Here is a 19,147-nt window from a genome sequence, read left to right as displayed (position 1 = left end):
AGGCCTTGGCCCAGTGGCAGCATCACTACAACTGCCATCGTCCGCATAGCGGCATCGGCGGTCTGCCGCCCATCTCCAGACTCAGTTCGTCAGGAAACAACCTCTTGACGATTCACACCTAGGGGACACAGCCGTCCCGTTCTTCACGAGTACTGGCAAAGCCAGATTACTGCCAGAAATTTAATAATGATGGTGTACCTAAAGCGCTTTCCCGGAATACCCGATATGCTCATCCATCAAAGTGGCGTGATTCGCCGTTCGCTTGGAATTTATTCATCACACATTCGATGATTCGGGTTGTGCCACTGCCCTGGACTTGCAGTAAGTCGGTTTGCTCGCGCAAAGCAGCCTTAATACAATAAAATGCTTGATGGGTGGCTACGTTCGAAACGAATATCACCCAATCCGCCATACTGACACTGGATTTAAGACGAGTAGTACAGGTTTCATCGCCATTAGTTTCAAACCTGCCGTGTGGGAACAGTTCCTTAAGCGTCATGGCCGCGCGCTCGGTTGCGTGCTTGTCAAGGCTGTAGATCAGCACCCGCTTGACCATCTCAACCGCAGGTGCCGGGAATTCGACTTCCGTCGAATCCGTGGGCGAGGTCAATTCATATCCGCACTCCGTCGCCAGGATACGCAGCAGGGAGCGCTGCACGGGGCCCAACCTGGAGCGCATTTCGTTTGCGGCGTCGAAAACCACGCCCCGCCAGCGCGTCAGTGCTTCCTCGCTGCGGCACGGCATAGCAAGAAGGCCATCCGTCAACTCCAGAGCCCACCGCGCGGCAACTGGCGAGCGGGCCACATTGAATATGTCGATGAGTCGGTCCAACAGGCGCTGGTACTGCTTCGGCGTAGGACTGGCGCCCACCAGATGCAATGCAGCCAGACGAACGAGTTCCAATTCGGTTTCGCCGTAGCGGTCACGCAGGAACAGCGTTTCGATGAAGGCTTGATAGAGCTCGATGAGCCGAGATTCCGGCGCGCATTTGCCCACCAGCCATTCAAACCAAACCGGGAACAAGGCGTCGAGTACCGGTGACTCTTCAAGTGCATGCGTTTCCAGTGCCGCCTGCAATTCATCCGTCAACCCGGGTCGCATGTCCAGAATTGCCGTGCTGCTCGCGCCAGCGATCTCTCGCCAGTAAGCCACGATGTCTGCTGCCTGCTGCTCGGTGACGGCCTCGACCTGAACCTGCAACTTGGCCGGCGGCGCTTCACGCGCCAGTTGCTCCACGTCGCGCAATAGACGGGCTCGTGTCTGGCCAACCGCCTCGGCAATGTCCGCACTGGTTGCATTCAAACGCGCCAGCACATCGCCGCCGCGTACCGGATCGGCGATTTCTTTGGCACAGCGCAACAGCGCAGCAAAGACCCGGGCATCGTCGGGCAACGGCCACAGCAGCACCCAAGCCTGCTCATAGCGCTCCTGATCCATTTCGTCCAGCGCCGACTCAAAGTCGCTGCTCGGTGTCTCAAGAGCCGCGACCATGGCCTCAATCCCTGAGGTCGCAGGACCGAACGCATGCGGTCCCACGGCCTCGAGCAGTTCTCGACACAGTGCGGCCTGGGGAGCGGCCTGCGCCAGCGCGTCGAGCAGCAGCGACTTCAGGGCAGCAGGCCGGCGCGAGCGCCCGCGGCCCTTAAGGAGCGGACCGGCCAGCGCCTGCACCTCATCGACGAATGCTTGGACCAGGTGTGGTGCGCTACCGGAGTTCTCGAACGGGCGGAGGTGCACCTCGTAGAGTGCGTCCCAGATGTCGCCGTAGGTCTCTGGCGGCAGTCGCAGTTGCAACAACTCGACTAGGCGGGGATGCGCGAGGATCTGCTCCCAGCGCCCGAAGGCCGCCGCCAAGCGGATATCAAGGAATACTCGGTTCTCGCCACTGAGTCCATGGACGTCGCGCAGCGCGGCGACTGCCGCCAGGGCATCGGGCTCATTGCGGGCAACAAGGGCTTCGTCGAAGACCGAGCGCAACTGCGCGAAGCTGCGCACTTCCAACTCCACCCGCTTGGGTTGACGTTCCAGCAATTGCCAATAGGTCTTCCAGCGCGAAGGAACACGCTCATCGAACTCGGGCTTGCTGCAGCGTAGGCGCACAACGCGCAGGCCTGCGGACATTAGGACTTCGCGCACGACATCGGGCGTCGCCCATGCGGTGTCACCGCTATCGTCGAATTCGGCAAAGCTCGGCCCGATGAATGCTTCGAGTTCGGCCCGCAACACACGGCACGCGGTGTCGTCGTGGGCGCACGCGTACCAGCAGATGCGGTCGTCGCCAGCGCTGCGGTACGGCAGCAGCAGCGGCCGCTCGCCATAGCCACTCAGGAAGCGACGTAATGCGTCGTGCAGGGCTTGCGGCACGGCCAACGCCGGGGCCGGGGCCGTCGCGCCAGCGCCTGGATGGACGTAGAGATTCGGGACGGTGAAGAAGCGTCGCAGCAGTGCCGCGCGCTCGGCGGCTTCCTGGTCGTCAGCGCGTACCATGAATGTCGAATTCCACCTTGGCCTGGGCAATAAGTTGCGCGTTGAACGAGACGGTCAAGGACTCGTCATTGAGGGTTACGCCTCGTTCTGTGAAGTTCATTGACCCGCTCAGCAGCGCGTGTTTCGTTAGCAGGCCCTTGGTGTGAAGCGCTATGTTCTCGCTCCAACTGCAGCGGTCTCGTAGACCAACGTCGTCCAACGCCGCCATCAAGCGGGTGTGGAAGGGCTGGTTGTGTCGATCCGGGCGCACTCGCAAGATGAGCCGCGTGTCGTTGGAGGCCACCGCCACGAGCACGTCGATGAGCCGAATTTCCCGATGCGTCCACTCCGGGTTAAGCCCTTCGAACTCACCCAGGCGGTTGTCGAACACGACTATGTTGCTGACCCAGGGCGTAACAAGGTACAGGGTGTCGCTCGGCACGATCAACTCGTGCGCGAAGACCAGCGTCAGCACGTCGATTGCAGCCTTGGGCGCGGAGGTGGCTGACTTGAAGATCTGGCGGGTGTCGGTCATGGCGAATCCGGAATGCTGAAGGTCCATTCCACGACATGATCTCGGCGCTTGACGCAGGTGAGCCGGGCGAAGACGTTGAGATAGTCGAATTGCACAGGCTCTATCACCATGGCGCGCAGCACCCGCGGCAGCCATTGCCCGGCCTGTGCCGCCTCCACACGGATCACAACTTGCGAGGTTGATACCAGCCGCTCTCGAGCCGTATCCGACCAGCCCGGCACGGTCGGATCGATGGGTCGTGGCCTCTGTGTGAGCCACTGCTCCAGCAGCAGCCGCTCTGTATCGATCGGCGACGCCCAGTAGCGGTTGGACCACGGCAGCGCCGTAGCCCGGAGCGCATGGCCTCGCGCCCACAGCACACCCATGAGCACGCCGAAGCGCCAAACGCGCCGGTTGCCTGAGGCCGGAAGGCTCAGTCCCATGCCTCGGAACGCTTGGTCAAGACGCTGGTCCTCGCTAAACAGCGCACAGACTACCCGCACGTCTACCTCGATGCCGAACCGGTCTTCCAACTCGTCCCAGTGGCGCTGGATCTCGCATAGCAACCCGTCGAGTTCTGCCGGCGTGTCCGGTCGCAGCAGTCGCATACTCAGTGCCACGGCATAGCCATGAAACACCGACTGGCCGCGGCGGACCAGTTCAGCGCGCAGCACGCCGAACGCCTGCTGCGCTTCTGCGGTGGTGGTAGCCTGGCGCACGCGGAGGACGCTGTCCACCAAGTCGGCGTCCGGCGTCTCGCCGCCGAGCCACGTCACCATCTCGCGAAGTTGGCGCTCAGTCCACTCGAAATCGCGCGGGCCCAGTGCGGCCTCGACATGACGGTAGAAGGCGTCTGGTTGGGTCACCAGCAATTCGACGACCTGCTCGATAAGGCCGTTGCCGCCAGGATTGGTTTCCGAAATCCAGATCTCGGGTGTCTCGGCGGTCGAGGCGTCGTCGCGCAATCCTGGCTCAATGTCCACCGCCAGGGACTCGCAGTCCACTTGCGGACAGGCTTGTTGGATGGCTTCCAGGCAGGCCGCGCCCAGCGTGGCGCGCATGGTGAGCGACAGCCACGCGTCCCATTCGGCGTCGATCGGGTCTGCTAGCACGCGAGCCACGCCTCGTATTGCGCGCATCACTTGGGGGCTGCGCAATGCGTCTTCGAGGGTTTGCCTGAGCCGGTCCGGCGCCTCGTCGTCTGCTTGGACATCGGGCGCCTGGAAGACGGCCTGCAGTACGCCCAGCAATTGCGCCTGGTGCTCGCCCTGGGCCAGCCGATCCAGGGCCTGCACCAGTGGAAGGTCGTCACTTCGGGCCACCAGCAGCGCGCTGATCTGGAAAACCTGTGCAATCCAGCCGCGAATGAAAACGCTGGAGACAACCTCCCGGAATGCCGCGTCCTCGCTGGCCTCGTAGCGGTAGCGGGCGGCGCGCGCCGCCCGCTCACGCCGCCTGTCGCTCCAGTCGATAGCCGCGTGCAACTGCGCCGGCAGATCCAGCGCCAGCACCAGTGCGTCGGTGTCGATGTCGAAACCCACGCCTGCAGGCTGCCCACCTTGCAGGAATTGCCAGTGCACGCTGATGCGCGCCGACGTGCTGCCCTGCCGCAGGCGAAGCTCGGCACGCGAGCCGATGGCGTAACGGCGTACCAGCGCCTGGGACTGCCCGGCATGTGTATGCGCGACGACACCGCCGATCAGCCGCGTGATGCCGACGTAGGTCGGCAGCGCGAACGCCTTGCCTGCACGGGGCGCCTGCAGGTGCGAGCTCCACACCAACTGGGCGTTGGAGGTGTCGGCCACTTCCGGTTTGCCGGCGGCGGCGCGACCCGCGGGGACCGGGGCCAGCCACGCCGCGGTGGGACGCAGGGCTTGCCAGGGTTGCGCCCGCCCCTGGTCCGGGCGGTGGAACGGGCGCTGCGGCTCGCCGGCATACCAGGCGTCGATGTCGGCATCGCGTTCGACCACGGTTCCGTCGGCCGGCATCAACTCCTCCAGCACCTCGCTAGTCACGCCCAACCATAGTGCTGCGTCGTAGCGACGGGAGACTCGACCAGGGGCGAACTCGCCCAGTCCCTGCTGCACCGGCAGGTACTGTGGACTTGGAATATCCAGTCCGCCAGGCAACTCCAGTCGCAGCTCGGGCAAGCTCAGGTCGCTGAACAGATTGGCCGGAATGAAATCCGGCAGCGGGTGTACCGCCTGCAAATCGGCGCCCGCCTTGCCGTGCGCGCGCCAACCTGTGGCCAGGCGCCGCAGTGCGGTTGGGATAGCGCCCAGCATTACGGGGCGTGGCTGGGTCCACAGCACCAGATCCGTTTGCTCGCTCGTAAGCGACAGCCGGTCGCTCAGACTGGCGGCCAGCCGCTCCGAGCGTGTATGGTCGTCGAGCAGGCGGCCCAGCAGTTCAATGACGCGGCGCCGGCGCAGTTCGCTCCCCAGCCAGTTCTCGCCCGCGTACCTGATTCCTCTGTCCGCGCCTGGCGGCGCCAGTTCACGGGCGCGGATGAGCAACTGCCGGCAGATTTGGTCCCACTCAGGTCCGCCTTGCGCGGCAGGCAGGTTGCTAAGGAGCTGGCGCAATTGCCGCTGCACCGATTCGGGCCAGCGCTGCAGCGCTGGCTCTTCTGTCGGGCCAGCCAAGGTACCCCACAACGGGCCAGTCACTGCGTCGCCCCCTGTGAGCGCGCCCAGTTCGTCAAGCAGTGCATAGACTGCCTGCATGCGTTGCACGTAACGGTTCGACAGCGGCAATTGCCGTGCCGGCAACTCCGGGTCGAAGAGTTGGTCGTAGGCCTGGTAGGCCAATCTGTCGCGGCCGTAGTCGGTCAGGACCACCACTGTCCAGGGCCGCATGTGGCGCGTCCGGCCTGCTCGGCCCTTGCGCTGCAGGAAAGACGCCATGCTGCGCGGCGCCTTATGCTGAACCACGAGCCCGACCCCTGGATCGTCAAAGCCGACCTCCAGCGCCGACGTGGCCACCACGACCTCGCTGCGGCCGCTCACGCCCTTATCGTGGGCCGTCGTACGGGCTACCTCCAGGGAGCGGCTTAGGTCATGGCCAATGGCACGCGATACCCGCCAGTCCTGGCCTGCCAGGTAGCGCCGGCCCGGTGGATCGAGCGGCTCGCGCAGCCGCGCCAGCCCACCGTCCGGATGCCTGACCCGGTTGGGCCGGCCCCAGCGGTCCCGCCCCTCGGCATCCAGAAAGTCCATGAACAGCCGGTTGGTGGCATCGAGTTGGTCCGTGAAAGCGAAGCTGCGCCAGCCGAAAAACGGGCGCGTCCGTTTGTCGAATGTCTCGGGCGGGTCCAGCAGCCTCGAGCCCAGCATTAGGGTCTGGATGGACGTTGATAGCAGAGACGTCTGCGACACTGGGTCGCCACGCAGGGCCAGCAGGTACTCAGCGCCTTCCTCGACGATATCGGTGTCCAGCGGCTTGATCTCCTGCACCACCTGCTCGCTCAGCCCGGTGAGGCTGGCGAAGAAGGTCTGGCCTTCGGCAATGGTTGCAGACAAGCCAACGAAGCTGGAGCGCCGGCCGCTGGCGGCCCACCAGCGGCGCATCAGGTAAGCCACCTGCGCGCCGTAAGTGCCGGCGTAGAGGTGCACCTCATCCATCAACACCAGGTCTGGTACCCGCAGCGCACGCGGGCCAACGCCGAAGACATGGCACTGCCGTGGGTTGGATATATGCCGATTGAGCATCTCCACGGTGCTGAACAGTATGTCGGGCGGGTCGGCCTCGATCTCGCTCCGCGTGAAAGCCAGATGCGCTGCATCGACAGTGTGGCCGCAGCCGCGGCACACCAGCCTCGTCAGTCGCTGTTCCACGTCGCGCTGGCGCAGCACCATCTCGCCGCCACAGCCAGGCCGTGGGCAGGCGAAGAAGGGGCAGATCCTCTCCTGGGCGTTGCCGGACCAGTTCTTAAACGCGCTACTTGCCGTATGGGGCGTGTCGCCGTAGAGCACTCCGACGCGCAGGGGCCGGCCGCCGCGCCGTGCTACCCAGGCGTCGAAGGTGCGGCACTGGTCGTACACCTCGGCCAGCTGGTCCTTGAGCAGCTCGTTGCGCGGGTACAGCGCCAGCACGCGCACGCCCCGCGATTGCGGTTGCTGCACCCGCTGGTGCGCCAGCCAGGACAGGGCCGGCAGGTAGAACGCCAGCGTCTTGCCGCTGCCCGTGCCGGCCGAGACCAGAGTGCCGGTGAGGCTGCGCTGCTGCAGGCTCAGCAGCAGGCGCCTGGTGGACTCGACCTGGAAGCGCGAAAGACCTGCTCCTTCGCCCATCTTGCCGAGCCAATGTTCAAGCGCGCTCGAAAGCCCGGGCTCTGTGACGGCGTCGGCCAGGGCGGCGAGCACCATGCTGGCATTCTGGTCTCGACGCGGATAGCGGCGTGCACGGCGCAGGAAGCGGTAGTCGGCTACCAGTGTCGCAGCGCTTGCCCACTTCGCACCCGAGGGGTCCTTGCGATCATCGTGCTTGGGAAACAACTGGCGCAGTTGCGCGATCAGCCTGACACCTTCGGCCATCCGGGTGCGCCACCCGTTGCGTGCGCCAGGTCCGGTTTCCGGTACCTCGAACAGCATGTTCAGGCTCGTCAGCATTTCACGCAGGTCCCGCGTGGTGACGATGCTGCACGCGGGGTCGCTGCGCAGCGCCTGGTTGCGCGGCTCATCTAGCACCGCGCGCAGCGCGTCGGTGACCTCGTCGTCGCTGAGCGCGTTGTCGACCAGCCCCCAGACCAGGCCGCGGGCTTCGATCTGCTCCAGCGCATCGAGGGCCCGCTCGGCCAGCAGCAAGTCGGCTGTCAGGCCCATGCCGGTACCGTCCGTACCCGGACGACGAAGCGCGCGGGATCGTCGTTAGCCTGCAGCCACGCCACCACCTCCGGCGTGAGTAGGTCGATGCCCGCGTTGCCTTGCTGGACGGCACGCAGGAACACGCGCACCGCCTCCGGTGCCGCCAGCGTGAGCCCGGCCTGGACTTCGCGCAGCCGTTCGATGGCGCGTGAAAGCTCATGCAGCACCGCCTGCGAGCTCGGCGCGCCTTGCCGCACCAGCGCCGCGTACTGCTGGTACTGCGTCTTGTAGTTCGCCAAAACGCGCTCGTTGGCCGGGGTGCGCGGCATCCGGGCTTCCAGGGACGCCGGCGTCTCCATCGTGCCCATCTCTTCGCGCACTTGCTCCCACGCCGTGCGCGCCGCGTCAGCCGCTGCCTTGTTGGCGCTGTCGGCTGCGGCCAGCAGGCGCGTCCACAGGTTCTCCTCGTAGAGCGCCTCGATGTCGGCGCCCCGGCGCAGCAGCGCCTGCGCTTCGCGCGCCAGCGCCGCGGCCGCGGCGTCGGCCTCGGCCACTTCCTGCGGCAGTGTCGCGAAATGGTCTGGGAACACCGCCATGCGCTTGCGCGCCGCGCTACGCGCGCTGATGCGCGTGTCCCATTCCGTGGCCCGGGCCTGGACGGCCGAGAGTTGCTTGCGCGTCTGGTTGGCCAGTCGAGCGCGCTCCAGGCCCGCACGGGCGGCCTGGCTTCGTTCCATCAGGGTCGGCATCAGTCCTCCCACACCAGGCTGTCGATCAACGCCGTGCGCTGCTGCAGCGCCTGCTCGTCGTCCACGGAGCGGGTCTGCGCATGCACAAGGCGCTCCAGGGCCTCGAAAAATTCATTCATCGACAAGACGTCCACGGCCAGTGCAGCCACACGCGTGAGCGGCACGCTGCTCAAGGCAATGAGGCGTGCGTTGACGGATGCCGAGGCCTCCGACGGCTCCATCTTGCGCACCCTGCGAATGGCGAACTCCGTGCCTTCATCGGATAGCCGCGTCACCACAGCGCGCAGGGGCGCTTCCTCGATGGAGGTGGGCCAGATCGACAGTTCCCGCGCGTCATCGATGGTTTGCGTCATCGCCTCGCGCCACGCCACGCGTTGATGGTCCTCGCCGAACGACTGCGCAATGACGGGCTGGAAATGTTCCACGGCCGCGGTCACTGCAGCGATGAGGTCGCCCACTTGTTGCGGCGACAGCCTTTCAAGTGCGTCCTGCGCGTCCTGGCTCAGCGCAACTTTGCCGTTGAGGCACCGTATCCAGCGTGACGCCACGTCGCGCCGCAGGACGGCCTTGAGCCGTTCGGTGTCGATGGCGAGCGGCTTGCCGCCTCTGTTGCCCTGGTAGCAGCCCAGGTAGTGCCGCAATCGCTCCTGCAACAGTTCGCGTCCGCCCAAGGACTTGCGCCGCGCCTCCAACACAGTGCGGACCTTGGCGGGCAAGCGATCCGTCTCAGGCTGAGGATGATCGTCGGCTTGCGCCAGCAGATCCTTGAGGTTGTTCGGTTCGGGCTGCTGCTTCGTGCTTGCACCCAGCAGCAGGTTCTGCCGGTGCAGAGCCGAGGCCAGGGCCGCGGCTTCACGCTCCGCTTCCTCCAGCACGACGGCAAGCACCTGGGCCTCGAGATGCTCCAGCAGCGCGTTGGCTGAGGCGTAGTCGTTTTCGGCCTGGGCATAGTTCCAGGAGCGGTTGTTGTTGTTCCAGCGCTCCAGGGCCTTGAGCCCAGCCACAACGCGGGGCGGGATGGGCTCACCGGGCTCGGCCACGCGGACCGCGAAGTCCTGCGTCGGGTTGCTAACCGTGTTGGCCGGCGGCAGCCAGAACCAGGTCATCTCGACCTTCTGGCCGTGCAGGCGGTAGTCGTCGAAATCGATGCGCTCGTTGAGCGCATCGGTCAGCAGGCGGCGCGTGAGCCTGGCATGGTCGTTCGTCATGCGGGCTTCGGGCGTCCACTTTTCCAGCGCCTGCGCGTAGGCGCTGGGCGGTGGCGCCACTGGGGCAATGGGCGCGGGAGGCTGTGCCGGCGCGACAGGGGCCGGCGCACCTGGGCCGGCCGGCGCGACCGTGATGCCGGACCCACCATCCGCCGGGCGTCGCGGCGCCGGCTCGCCCGCGGGCGGCCTTGCCGCGGCGCTGAAAGGCCAGGGCAGATCGAACGCGTCGAACACCGGCCGCGCAACCGGGGCCGCGGCCAGCGACCTGGGGTGGCCCGCCCAGTGGAACAGTGCCGTGCGCAGGCGTCCCGTCTCCTCGGCGCCGTAACCGCGGAACTGCAGTTCCTGGTCCAGTTCCGCGGTCAAGCGTGCCTGGTGGAAGTTCGGCGGCGGGAAGTGCCCGTCCTCGAACAGCGGCCGCTCCAGCAGCGTCTTGCGCAGCACCTCGTTGATGAAGGTGCGTGGCCTGAACGTCCAGGCGTCTCCTGCCTTCAGCGCCGCTGCGGCCAGCGAACGGACGGCCGCCTCGTTGAACGGGAAGAGGCTGTGGCCGGCCCTGTTGTGCCCGAAGGCGTCGAGCCGGTCGGCGGCCGCGGCGTCGAGTGTTTTGTCGAAGCGCGGCACCCAGCCGTAGAGTTCGGTGCCCTCCTGGGGCGACGCCTTGAACGCCTCGCGCAGATGCGCCACGCCCCAGCGTGCGGCGTTCAGGTAGCGACCGGTCAGGCTCACCAGGCGCTGCACGATGGTGCTCTCGGCTAGCCCCTCGCTGGGCACTTCCCATTGCTCGCGTGCGCGCGTGAGCACCGTCTTGCGCCCGGCCAGGAAGCCGTCCGTAACTGCGAGCACGGTGCGGATCGGCGCCCTCACGCGCAGGCCCTGGTGGTCCGACTCCGCGATCACGATCTTGAGCAGCGGTTCCTGGATGCCCGAGAGCGCCGCCAAGTCCTCGATCAGCAGCACCAGTTCCTTGCCGTCGCGCAGCAGTTGCTGGCGGATGTCGTCCACGATCTCGTCGAGCGAGCGCTGGTGCAGCGCATCCGTGAAACGGAAGATCGTGCGCAGGGCCGGGTCCAGCAGTTCCTGCAGGATTTCCGCTGCCGTGCCGCGGTAGCGGCCGTTGGCGTTGGCCAGGAACGCCAGCGCCTCGTTCACGGCGCTCTTCATCGGCGTGGCCGCGGACTCGACCGGCGGCTCCAGGTCCTTTGGCTGGAACTGCCGATCCGCTGGGTCGGCCGTGCCCCCCAGGCTCGCACTGACAATGCGCCGCAGCGCGGCCTGCAGCCAGGCGTCGCGCACGTCGGGATCGCGCAGCAGGGTGCGCAGATGCTGCGCAAGGCGGATACGCGGACCGAACTCGGGGCCCACGCGCCGCGCGCGTACTTCCTCTTCTAGGCGCTTACCGTAGGGTTCGAGCTCCTCGGCCAGCGTCGTAGCCAGCAACTCAGCCGCCAGCACGGGGTTCATGGCTTCGGCCGCGCGCGCCAGGTCCTGCCGCAGTGCTTCGTACTCGGCGCTGGCCAGCGGCTCGAGGATCAACTCCACCACCCGGCGCAGGCTGGCCGTCTTGGGGATGGTGACGATCACGAGTTCCTGGCGACGGGGATGGCGCTCCAGTTGCGCCTTCAACCAGCGCACCATGTGCGACTTGCCCACGCCGGATGCGCCCGTGATGGCCACCAGCACGGCGCTGCCGTCGTCAGCCGGGCGCATGAGCGCGCGTAGCAGGTCCATCTCGCTGGCCTCGGTGACGGCGGCCCCGGACTGCTCCGGGCGTCGCAGCAGCGTCACCGGTTCGTGCACCGCCAGCAGCAGCGCCTCATCGGCGGTTTCGGCCTCGGTGCGCAGGCACTCGTCGATGCGCTCGCGGCCGGGCCAGTAGGCAAGAAGGGCGTTGTGGTCGTTCATCGGCTTTGTCCTGCGGCCGGACGGGAGATCCATTGGAAAGTCAGGTCGTGACGGGCGCCCTGCGCGCCGGTGAGCGTGATGGCGCTGCCGGTGTCGCTCTTTTGCGCCATCACGATGTCGCCGCAGGCGCGCAGGCACAGCAGCGCACGCGATAGCGCCGTGGACAACTGGCCCGGGTTGCGCGGTGCCAGCGCGTTCGGGTCCATGGCGGCCAGCACTTCCTTCTGGTAGCGGCCACCGTCTAGCACCGGCAGCAGCCAGGCCACTTGCCCCACGAAGTCCGCAGCGGCCATGCCCTGGCCGGGACTCAAGATTTCGGGCAGCACATCGCGCACTGCCACCGTTGGGTCGATGGCCGCGTGGGGATGACGGCTGAATCCCAGGAACGGGGCCCAGTACTGCAGCCCGTTGCGGCGCGTACTGTTACGCATGAGCAACAGTTCAGGGTCAGTGATCTGCTCCGCTTCCTGAGCCTCGAAGTCAGAGAACGAGGCACGGTACACGTCCTGCGCCATCATCCAGGCCAGCGAGCGGGTGAGGTCTGCGGCGCGCGCGCTCTCGCTGGCCCAGAAGTCGGCGTTGTTCTCTTCGGCCAGTGCACACTTGCAAGCCACACGCCGCGTGAACCGCTGCAATTCCAGCGCCGCGATCCGAGTTCCAGCGGGGCGCTCGTTCACTGTGATGGCGTCGCCTTCCTGCCTAAACAAGCCTAGCTCAGTCCATCGATTGAGTGTCTGACGGGTCATCTTGCCGTCGTCGTCCACCACCGATGAGGGTGCGACCGTCTCTAGTAGTTCGTCGCGCAAAACCGGCTTGCCGGCGCGCAGCACGGCGGCATGGAGCATGGCCAGCACGTTAGGCAAGCCGTCGTTGGTCAGGTTAAGTAGGCTCATGAAGCAAGTGCGCGCAAGGCGGCATCTTCGTCGGCGTGGGGCAGGACGCTGGCCCAGGAGCGGTCGGGACGCAGCGGATCCGTGATGGCAGGGGTCATGAGAACAATCGTCAGGGCGCAGGCAGCGCCAGTCAGCTGCGAGGCGGCCATTGCGGGCATCGTGGGATCGGTCCAGAACACGAGCCGGAACTCGCCGCTAGCCCCATCCAGGACACTACTCGCCTCGGAGCCGAAGCGGTCGAGGAACGCGTCGGAGCGTGTGCGCCGCAGGCAGTCGCGCAGCGACTGGACATCAGACTGCGCCGCGCTGGACGGCAGCAGCACGGTGTGCGGCTGCAGTCGGCCCACCAGTGCGTCCGCCAGTCCCCCCGGCGGGGCGCGCAGTACGCGGAGCACGTCGTCCACGACGATGAACATCAGGTTGGGCTGCGCGCGTGGCAGCGTACGCAGCAAGGTTTCGGGGCCGCGCCGTTCCTCGAACAGGCCCAGCCTGGCAACGAACGGCTGCGGAACCCAGTCGCGTAGCCGCGGCGGCCCCCAGTGGGCCGAACAACCGCCGCAGGCGCTGGCCACCGGCATCCAGGCGTTGGGCAGCACGAGGCGGTACAGGCGTGAAAGCGCCTCCTCCATCTCTACCCGGCCTTCAGCCACGCCCAGCATGAGGTCGAAGGCCCAGTCCGCCGCTTGCCTGGCTTGCTGCCGGGCCTCGTGCATACGCGCATCGAACACCGCGCGCTGGCGATGGCCCGCGTCGAGGATGCGCACGGCCGCGAAGTGCGCCTGCACGTCCGTCATCTCCTGCGATTCCTCCCTGACCGTGCCATCCGGCGAGGGCGCGCGGTGGCTCAGACCCGTGAGCTCGATGAGGCCCGCGGCGGCCATGAGGTTGAGCGTGCGCAGGTTCCACGTCCGGTTGCCCCGGCCATGGGTGCGCAGATCGGGCCGCAGCCGGTTCAGGTCGAGCCAGACCTCGCCGCTGTCGGCTGACTTGGCCACCGGTTGGTCGATCATCGTGGTCCAGCGGTCGAAACCGATGTCGTTGCCGATGAAGCTCTCGCCGGCCATGTCGCGCGCCTGCCTCACGTCCTGCTGCGTGAACAGCAGCAGGCTGGCCGCGGCCCGGCCATCGCGGCCGCTGCGGCCGACCTCCTGGTAGAAGCGGTCGAGCGACTCGGGCAGCGTCGCATGGACGATGGTGCGTACATCGCCCTTGTCCACGCCCAGGCCGAAGGCCGACGTAGCCACCATGCCGTCGAGGCGGTTGCAGCGCCAGTCGTCCAGCAGCGCCTGCCGCTGGGCGGGCGGCGTCTCGCCGGTGAACTGGCGCAGGCGACCGAAACCTTCCCGGCGCAGCAACTCTATCCACTGCTGCGCCTCTTCCGGGCGCGTGACGTAGAGGATGAACGGGCGCGGCGCCACCTTGAGCGCTTCGACGGCCAGGCGCTGCTTTTCCGCCAGGTCGGCGCAGCGACGTATCGCGTAGCGCGGCTCAGGCCGCAGGTGGATGCCGCCAACCACCCGGGCATGCTCCGGATTGCCGAAGGCATGCTGCAGGAACCGCACTGTGTGCGGCGTCAGCGTCGCGGAGGCCAGCACGACGCGGATGCTGCGGCGCGCGGATTCGTGACCGAGACGGCGCAGCCGCTTCACGAGCGCGGGCAGCAACTGGAACGCTGGCCTGAAGCCGTTGCCCCAACTCGACACCAGGTGCGCCTCGTCCACGACGACGTGCGTGATGCGACCGTTGCGGGCGCTGTCTTCGAGCGCTTCGCGCAGCGTGCTGGTGGCGGCTTCCGGCGAGGTGAACAGCACAGGCAGGCTGCCGTCGCGCAGCCCCTGGAAAATCTGCGCTCGCTGTGCCGTTGTGAGCCCGCCGTGGTATGCCAAGGGTCGGTCCTCCCAGCGCGGGTCCTTGCGGCACAGTAACTCCGCCATGCGGGCGCTCTGATCGATGCTCAATGCAACCGTGGGAACGATCACCAGCGTCAGGTAACCCTCTCCCCGCATGAGGGCAGGCAATTGCGCCAGCAGTGACTTTCCACTGCCCGTGGGTAGGTTGGCGATCAGTGTTACTTGCGGCGGTAGGTGCAGCAGCGCCCGCACTGCCTCACGTTGGCCGGGGCCGGTGAAATTGGATAGGCCCGTTGCCTGCGCTATGCAGGGTTCGGCCAACACCCAGTCCGTTCGACGTACCTGAACTTCGTCGAAAGCGTCGTCGAATAAGTCGTCCTGTGCACCTAGCCAGGGCAGGCGTGGGTGCGCGGCGCTGATATCGATTCCGCCGTCTACCCCAGCAGCGTCGAATCCGGCGCTGCGCCAAGCTGCGCAGGAGGGCCAACCGCCGCCATCGGGTACTCGAAGCCAAGCAGGCGCGCCGCGGCTGGCGCGCCGCAGTTGCCACTGGCGAACGAGAGACAGCAGGTCGAGGCTTGCCATACCCTTGTTTTGGCGCTCTAGGGCGGCTAGCACCTGACGCAGTCGCTCCAGCAGCGCATCCGGCGCGCACGATTGCACCATTGCGGCACCGTGAGTTTCCCAACGTGCCAGCGCGTCCGCCATAACGTCATCATCGAGCACGGCGGCGCTCATGCGTCGAACGGAGTGTCGTCTGCCACAAACACTGCCCCCACCACGTCAAGCAGCAAGAGAGGCTCAGACAGCGAGGCCTGCAAGGCCGCATAGAGTCCCTCGTCGCGCGCCATCTCCTGCCGTTCGCGTTCACGCGCTGCGCCGTCAAGCCGCGCCAGGCGCGACGCAGCCTGAGCGCGGCGCATGCGCCTCTCCTCGGTGCAGGCCTTGAGCGCCTTGCCGATATGGTCTCGATACTCCTCCGAAGCGAGCACAGCCGACTCGGCATTCCCACGGCATTGGGCGCACAACGTAGGCCAGTCGCGCATCCAGGCCGACTGAACCTCTGACGGTAGTTGACGCCAGCGCTGCGGATTGAGGTTGAAGTCGCGCCGGGTGCCTACCCATGCATCGCTGTAGCGCGCGGTGAGCAGCGTCGGCGGTTCGTGCACGATGGCGCCAGTGCCATCAATCCATACGCGCAAGGCTACGGGCGACATCAAAACATGCGCCTTGCGCGCGAACGCGTGGGCGTCAATTTCCTCACCGAGTTCCACCCCCGATAGTCTCGGCCGGACCACAAAATCGAAGCGGAAGTAGAGATCGGCCCCGCACGCATTATTTGCGACACATTGGCGGTCCACCCGCCACATAGCGAAGGCTCGTCCTCGATCGTCGCGCTCACACAGCCGTTCTAGGGCCGTCACCAGCGAATCGCCGACGCGCAAGGGATACACCTGCTGCGCGAGCACCGCGCGCGCGACCGTGTTCTGCCGGCGAAAGGCGTAAAGATGCGTCATCGGTGCCCGCGAAGTGCTGTGCGTGCGGTCCACGGACTGTAGGAACACGCGCAGGTACTCGGGCAGTGTTATCAGTGTGGGACGACCGCGATCGCCGTGGACGTAGGCGATACGGAACACTGGGTCAGTGGTCTGTACGCCCCCGCTAGCCAGTCCGGTTTGCTCGAACGACAGCATGTCCACTGCGAAGCGCTTGAAGGCATCACGCCAGGACTGCCAGTCGGCTTCGCATTCTTCGAGCGCCTCCAGAGCCGTTTCCGGGACCGCGCCCTGCGCGTCAAGGGCGTCCTGGATGCTGATGTTGCGCAATTCACGCTGCACTAGACCTTCGTCGCCAGCTAACTGCTGTGCGTGGTCCGATAGCGCCTGCGTGCCTTGGTCCATCCATTCCTGCGCGAGGGGGCGTGCCGTTGACTCGATTAGGTACTGCAGGCTCGCGACGGAGCGATTGAACACGCGCCAGCCGGTATCCAGCACCTGCAGCCAGGCGACCTCGTCAGGCAGCCCTTCGTCCACTAGTACGTACGAGCCAATGGGATCACCCGTGCCGTAGCGATCCAGACGGCCCAATCTCTGCTCGATGCGGTTGGGTGCCAGCGGGAGGTCGAAGTGAACGGCCAACTTCTTGCCGCCGTGAAGATTGACACCTTCCTCAGCCCGTGCATCGCACACCAGAACGCGGATTTGCCCTGGCGCGCTGAGGAATTGGCGCCAGGCGGGCGGTGCAATATCCTCATCCTGATCCGATGGTGGCAGTTCAGGTTCGTGTCTGGCAACTTGTCCTGGTAGCGCCTGCTCCAGGGCGTGCGCTGCCTGCTTCGCGTCGGTGCACTGGTCGCAGAACACAACCACCTGTACGCCGACGGTCTGCAGCAACCCTTGAACCAAAGTCACCAAGACTTTGAAGCGCTCCGGATCAGCGCGCAGCCTCTCCCCCGCCGCATCAAGCTCTTGCGCAAGCGCCAGGATCTGCGCGTCATGCACCCCGGCCGCGTGCAACAGGCCGTGGAGCGGCGCCGCATTGCGCGGGTGCACTGCGGCCGACAACAATATCGCAGCCACATCATCTGGCAACGCCGCGTCGGCGTTCAAATGCAATCGCAACTGTTCCAGCAATTCGCTCCAACGCTGTGCGCCTTGGCTGCGCATCGACACGGCCTTTAGGCCGTTGCGGCGCGGGGTAGCCCAGGACACCGTGGCGCGCCGGTTACGCAGCAATCGCCGATGAAGCCGGTAGGTTTCGACTAGATGTACACGCAGATCCGCCAGCGAAGCTATGAAAGCCTCATCGTCTTCTTCAGGAAACGTCTCGAGTACCGCGCGCAGGGCATTCACCTTTTCCATCAGGAGCGCGTCGTCACCGTAGACTTCTTCCAACCGGTCCAACTCCGGCGCCAGACTCCACTGGTTCTCCGGCGATAGCATCGCCACAACTTCTGCGATGACCTGACGCGACGCAATTCGCTGACGCAGCCCCTCGACGTCGTCTAAAGGAAAGACGACGGGATCGAGCAGATGAAGCACGCGTAGGAAGCCTGCTTCGTCGCCTAACACAGGGGTGGCCGACAGTAACAGCAGCCGTGGCGTCGTTCGGGCGTGCTCCTGCAGCATGGCGTAGAGGTGCTCACGTGTCGTGCTGCCCTGGTGCGAAAGATGATGGGCTTCGTCCACCACGAGCATTCCGGCACCCGCTTCGAGTGCAGCGTTCAGCGCGTTGAGATCGTCATGCTGTACAACGTGCAACCGGCGATCCAGTAGTCCTTCTAGGCCAAAGCGCACGGACAGTTCTGAACGCCACTGTTGCACCAGCGTGGCAGGAACGACCACAACCGTCCGCGCATGCTCGGGTTCATCAAGGAAGTACTGCCGGATGATGATCCCCGCCTCAATCGTCTTGCCCAGGCCCACCTCGTCGGCCAGCAGGTAGCGCTGTACAGGATCAGTCAGGACCCGGCGAACCACTTCAAATTGGTAGTCGACCAGATCAATCGCTGAGCTAAGCAAGGCCGTTATACCCATGGCTGCAGCACGCTGCCGCGAAACTTGCCTAACGAACTCACTGCGCGCGTCGGCAAGAAATGGGGTCTCGGTGGCCTCAACTGCCAGTAGCGACAGTGGATCGTGCAGTGGCCGCCCCCAGCGTACCTGCAGGTGCTCAGTTTCGATCGTCAAGCGATCATTGTTCGGAAACTGGACGAGGACCTCGTTGTCCTCGTCGTGCAGCACGCGTCCCACTTGCCACCGGCCCGCGGCGTGCCGACGGTACACGCGCGTCTGGATAGGGAGTCTTACCCCCTGCAGAGAGGCCACCGGGCACTCAACGATATCGGGCAGCGGTGCCCCCGGAGCGTCGAAATACTGGACACGTGCCACGCCACCGATAGCCCCTAGGAACTTGCCGATGCCCCAGGCGTTGTAGGGCGTCAGCTTCACCTCCACGAAGGAGCCTGGCTTGATGCCGATCGAACGCATCAGGAGGACCAGCGCCAGCGAAACACAAAGACGTCACTCGGCTCATGCGAGTGGCAGCCACTGAAAAGCTCGGACAGTCCCAAGCTGCCTTGGCGCCCCACAAGAGGGCAATCTAGCTCAACCATTTTCTAACCTCCACTGCAGTCGAACGACGAGCTTGTGTGCCCAAGCTTCTTCGTAAGTGCTTTGAAATCGTGCCGCTATCTCATTAGTCAGTCGCAAGAACTCAGGCGTTCAGTCGCGTTTAAGTGGCGCCGGTCGCAATTAATCTGGCGCCCTACGGAACCTACACAGCATTGTTGAGCGATTCATAACGTGCGAAACCGCTTCTTTGTAGATCAAGGGCTTACGCACGGATGACAGCCATAAGGCGAGAAATCGGCACGCATAAGGTGCGAAAAACCGCCGCAGGCTACATTGCTCACCAACGCCGCAGCATCTACAGCATCGCTACGACGTCGTCGCACTGAGGCTGCTGACAGCGGTCGGTTATATCTCGAAATGACTCCTATTGTGGGGTAGTTCTTCGAGAAGCGGGCACGTAGTCGTCGCGGCACATTTCAGCAAGGCGTCGAGTGCTGGACATGCCTGCTGTCCCCAATGCGTGAGCCGGTAGTCGACCTTGAGCGGCAGCTGCTGGTGGACTGTTGGCGCCGACTGAAATTTGACCCACCCGTGAGGGCCCTGCCGATCCAAATTTGACCCAGGTGTTCAACCTACCCTGCCCGAGATATCCACAGCTGGGCGGGGGTGTGAGGAGTGATCAC

General features: G+C 65.5%; 9 protein-coding genes. 1 reads left to right on the top strand and 8 read right to left on the bottom strand.

The features are described from left to right. A partial coding sequence (locus tag ABDJ40_RS24325; protein WP_347611729.1) for an integrase core domain-containing protein occupies positions 1-122 on the top strand: 122 nt, incomplete at its 5' end. Positions 123-229: 107 nt separating this feature from the next. Here the strand turns inward: ABDJ40_RS24325 and dpdD are convergent. Genes dpdD through dpdE form a run of 8 tightly spaced genes read right to left on the bottom strand, consistent with a single transcriptional unit; the run spans position 230 to position 18,380 of the window. Next, the gene (dpdD, locus tag ABDJ40_RS24320) at positions 230-2,488 is read right to left on the bottom strand and encodes a protein DpdD (protein WP_347613658.1); all 2,259 of its coding nucleotides are present in this window, start codon (positions 2,486-2,488) and stop codon (positions 230-232) included. Further along, positions 2,475-3,002 carry a phospholipase D-like domain-containing protein DpdK gene (gene dpdK, locus ABDJ40_RS24315; RefSeq protein ID WP_347613656.1) on the bottom strand — a complete coding sequence of 176 codons (528 nt, stop codon included), beginning with the start codon at positions 3,000-3,002 and terminating at the stop codon, positions 2,475-2,477. Before dpdK ends, dpdD begins: the two co-directional genes overlap by 14 nt. After that, positions 2,999-7,804, bottom strand: coding sequence for a protein DpdJ (gene dpdJ / locus ABDJ40_RS24310; RefSeq protein ID WP_347613655.1), 4,806 nt, complete (start codon positions 7,802-7,804; stop codon positions 2,999-3,001). The genes dpdK and dpdJ overlap by 4 nt, the downstream gene beginning before the upstream one ends. After that, positions 7,795-8,535 carry a hypothetical protein gene (locus tag ABDJ40_RS24305; RefSeq protein ID WP_088486351.1) on the bottom strand — a complete coding sequence of 247 codons (741 nt, stop codon included), beginning with the start codon at positions 8,533-8,535 and terminating at the stop codon, positions 7,795-7,797. Before ABDJ40_RS24305 ends, dpdJ begins: the two co-directional genes overlap by 10 nt. Next, on the bottom strand, positions 8,535-11,648 hold the full coding sequence (gene dpdH, locus ABDJ40_RS24300) for a protein DpdH (protein ID WP_347613653.1): 3,114 nt from the start codon (positions 11,646-11,648) through the stop codon (positions 8,535-8,537). The genes ABDJ40_RS24305 and dpdH overlap by 1 nt, the downstream gene beginning before the upstream one ends. After that, the gene (gene dpdG / locus ABDJ40_RS24295) at positions 11,645-12,541 is read right to left on the bottom strand and encodes a protein DpdG (protein WP_347613651.1); all 897 of its coding nucleotides are present in this window, start codon (positions 12,539-12,541) and stop codon (positions 11,645-11,647) included. Before dpdG ends, dpdH begins: the two co-directional genes overlap by 4 nt. Then, complete coding sequence (gene dpdF / locus ABDJ40_RS24290; protein WP_347613650.1) at positions 12,538-15,129, bottom strand: protein DpdF; 2,592 nt, start codon at positions 15,127-15,129, stop codon at positions 12,538-12,540. The genes dpdG and dpdF overlap by 4 nt, the downstream gene beginning before the upstream one ends. Then, positions 15,126-18,380 (bottom strand): protein DpdE, encoded by a 3,255-nt coding sequence (gene dpdE / locus ABDJ40_RS24285; RefSeq protein ID WP_347613648.1) that lies wholly within the window; start codon positions 18,378-18,380, stop codon positions 15,126-15,128. Before dpdE ends, dpdF begins: the two co-directional genes overlap by 4 nt. Between the last annotated feature and the right edge of the window lie 767 nt (positions 18,381-19,147).

Origin of the sequence: Roseateles flavus, assembly GCF_039872765.1 — a bacterium.
Classification (GTDB): Bacteria; Pseudomonadota; Gammaproteobacteria; order Burkholderiales; family Burkholderiaceae_C; genus Roseateles_B; species Roseateles_B flavus.
The sequence above is the reverse complement of the archived record's forward strand: the minus strand, read 5'-3'. Positions and strand labels throughout refer to the sequence as shown.

Coding starts and splice junctions, on each gene's coding strand:
- ABDJ40_RS24305 (WP_088486351.1), bottom strand. CDS start 8,535: ATGCCGACCCTGATGGAACGAAGCCAGGCCGCCCGTGCGGGCCTGGAG.
- dpdJ (WP_347613655.1), bottom strand. CDS start 7,804: ATGGGCCTGACAGCCGACTTGCTGCTGGCCGAGCGGGCCCTCGATGCG.
- dpdH (WP_347613653.1), bottom strand. CDS start 11,648: ATGAACGACCACAACGCCCTTCTTGCCTACTGGCCCGGCCGCGAGCGC.
- dpdK (WP_347613656.1), bottom strand. CDS start 3,002: ATGACCGACACCCGCCAGATCTTCAAGTCAGCCACCTCCGCGCCCAAG.
- dpdG (WP_347613651.1), bottom strand. CDS start 12,541: ATGAGCCTACTTAACCTGACCAACGACGGCTTGCCTAACGTGCTGGCC.
- dpdF (WP_347613650.1), bottom strand. CDS start 15,129: ATGAGCGCCGCCGTGCTCGATGATGACGTTATGGCGGACGCGCTGGCA.
- dpdD (WP_347613658.1), bottom strand. CDS start 2,488: ATGGTACGCGCTGACGACCAGGAAGCCGCCGAGCGCGCGGCACTGCTG.
- dpdE (WP_347613648.1), bottom strand. CDS start 18,380: ATGCGTTCGATCGGCATCAAGCCAGGCTCCTTCGTGGAGGTGAAGCTG.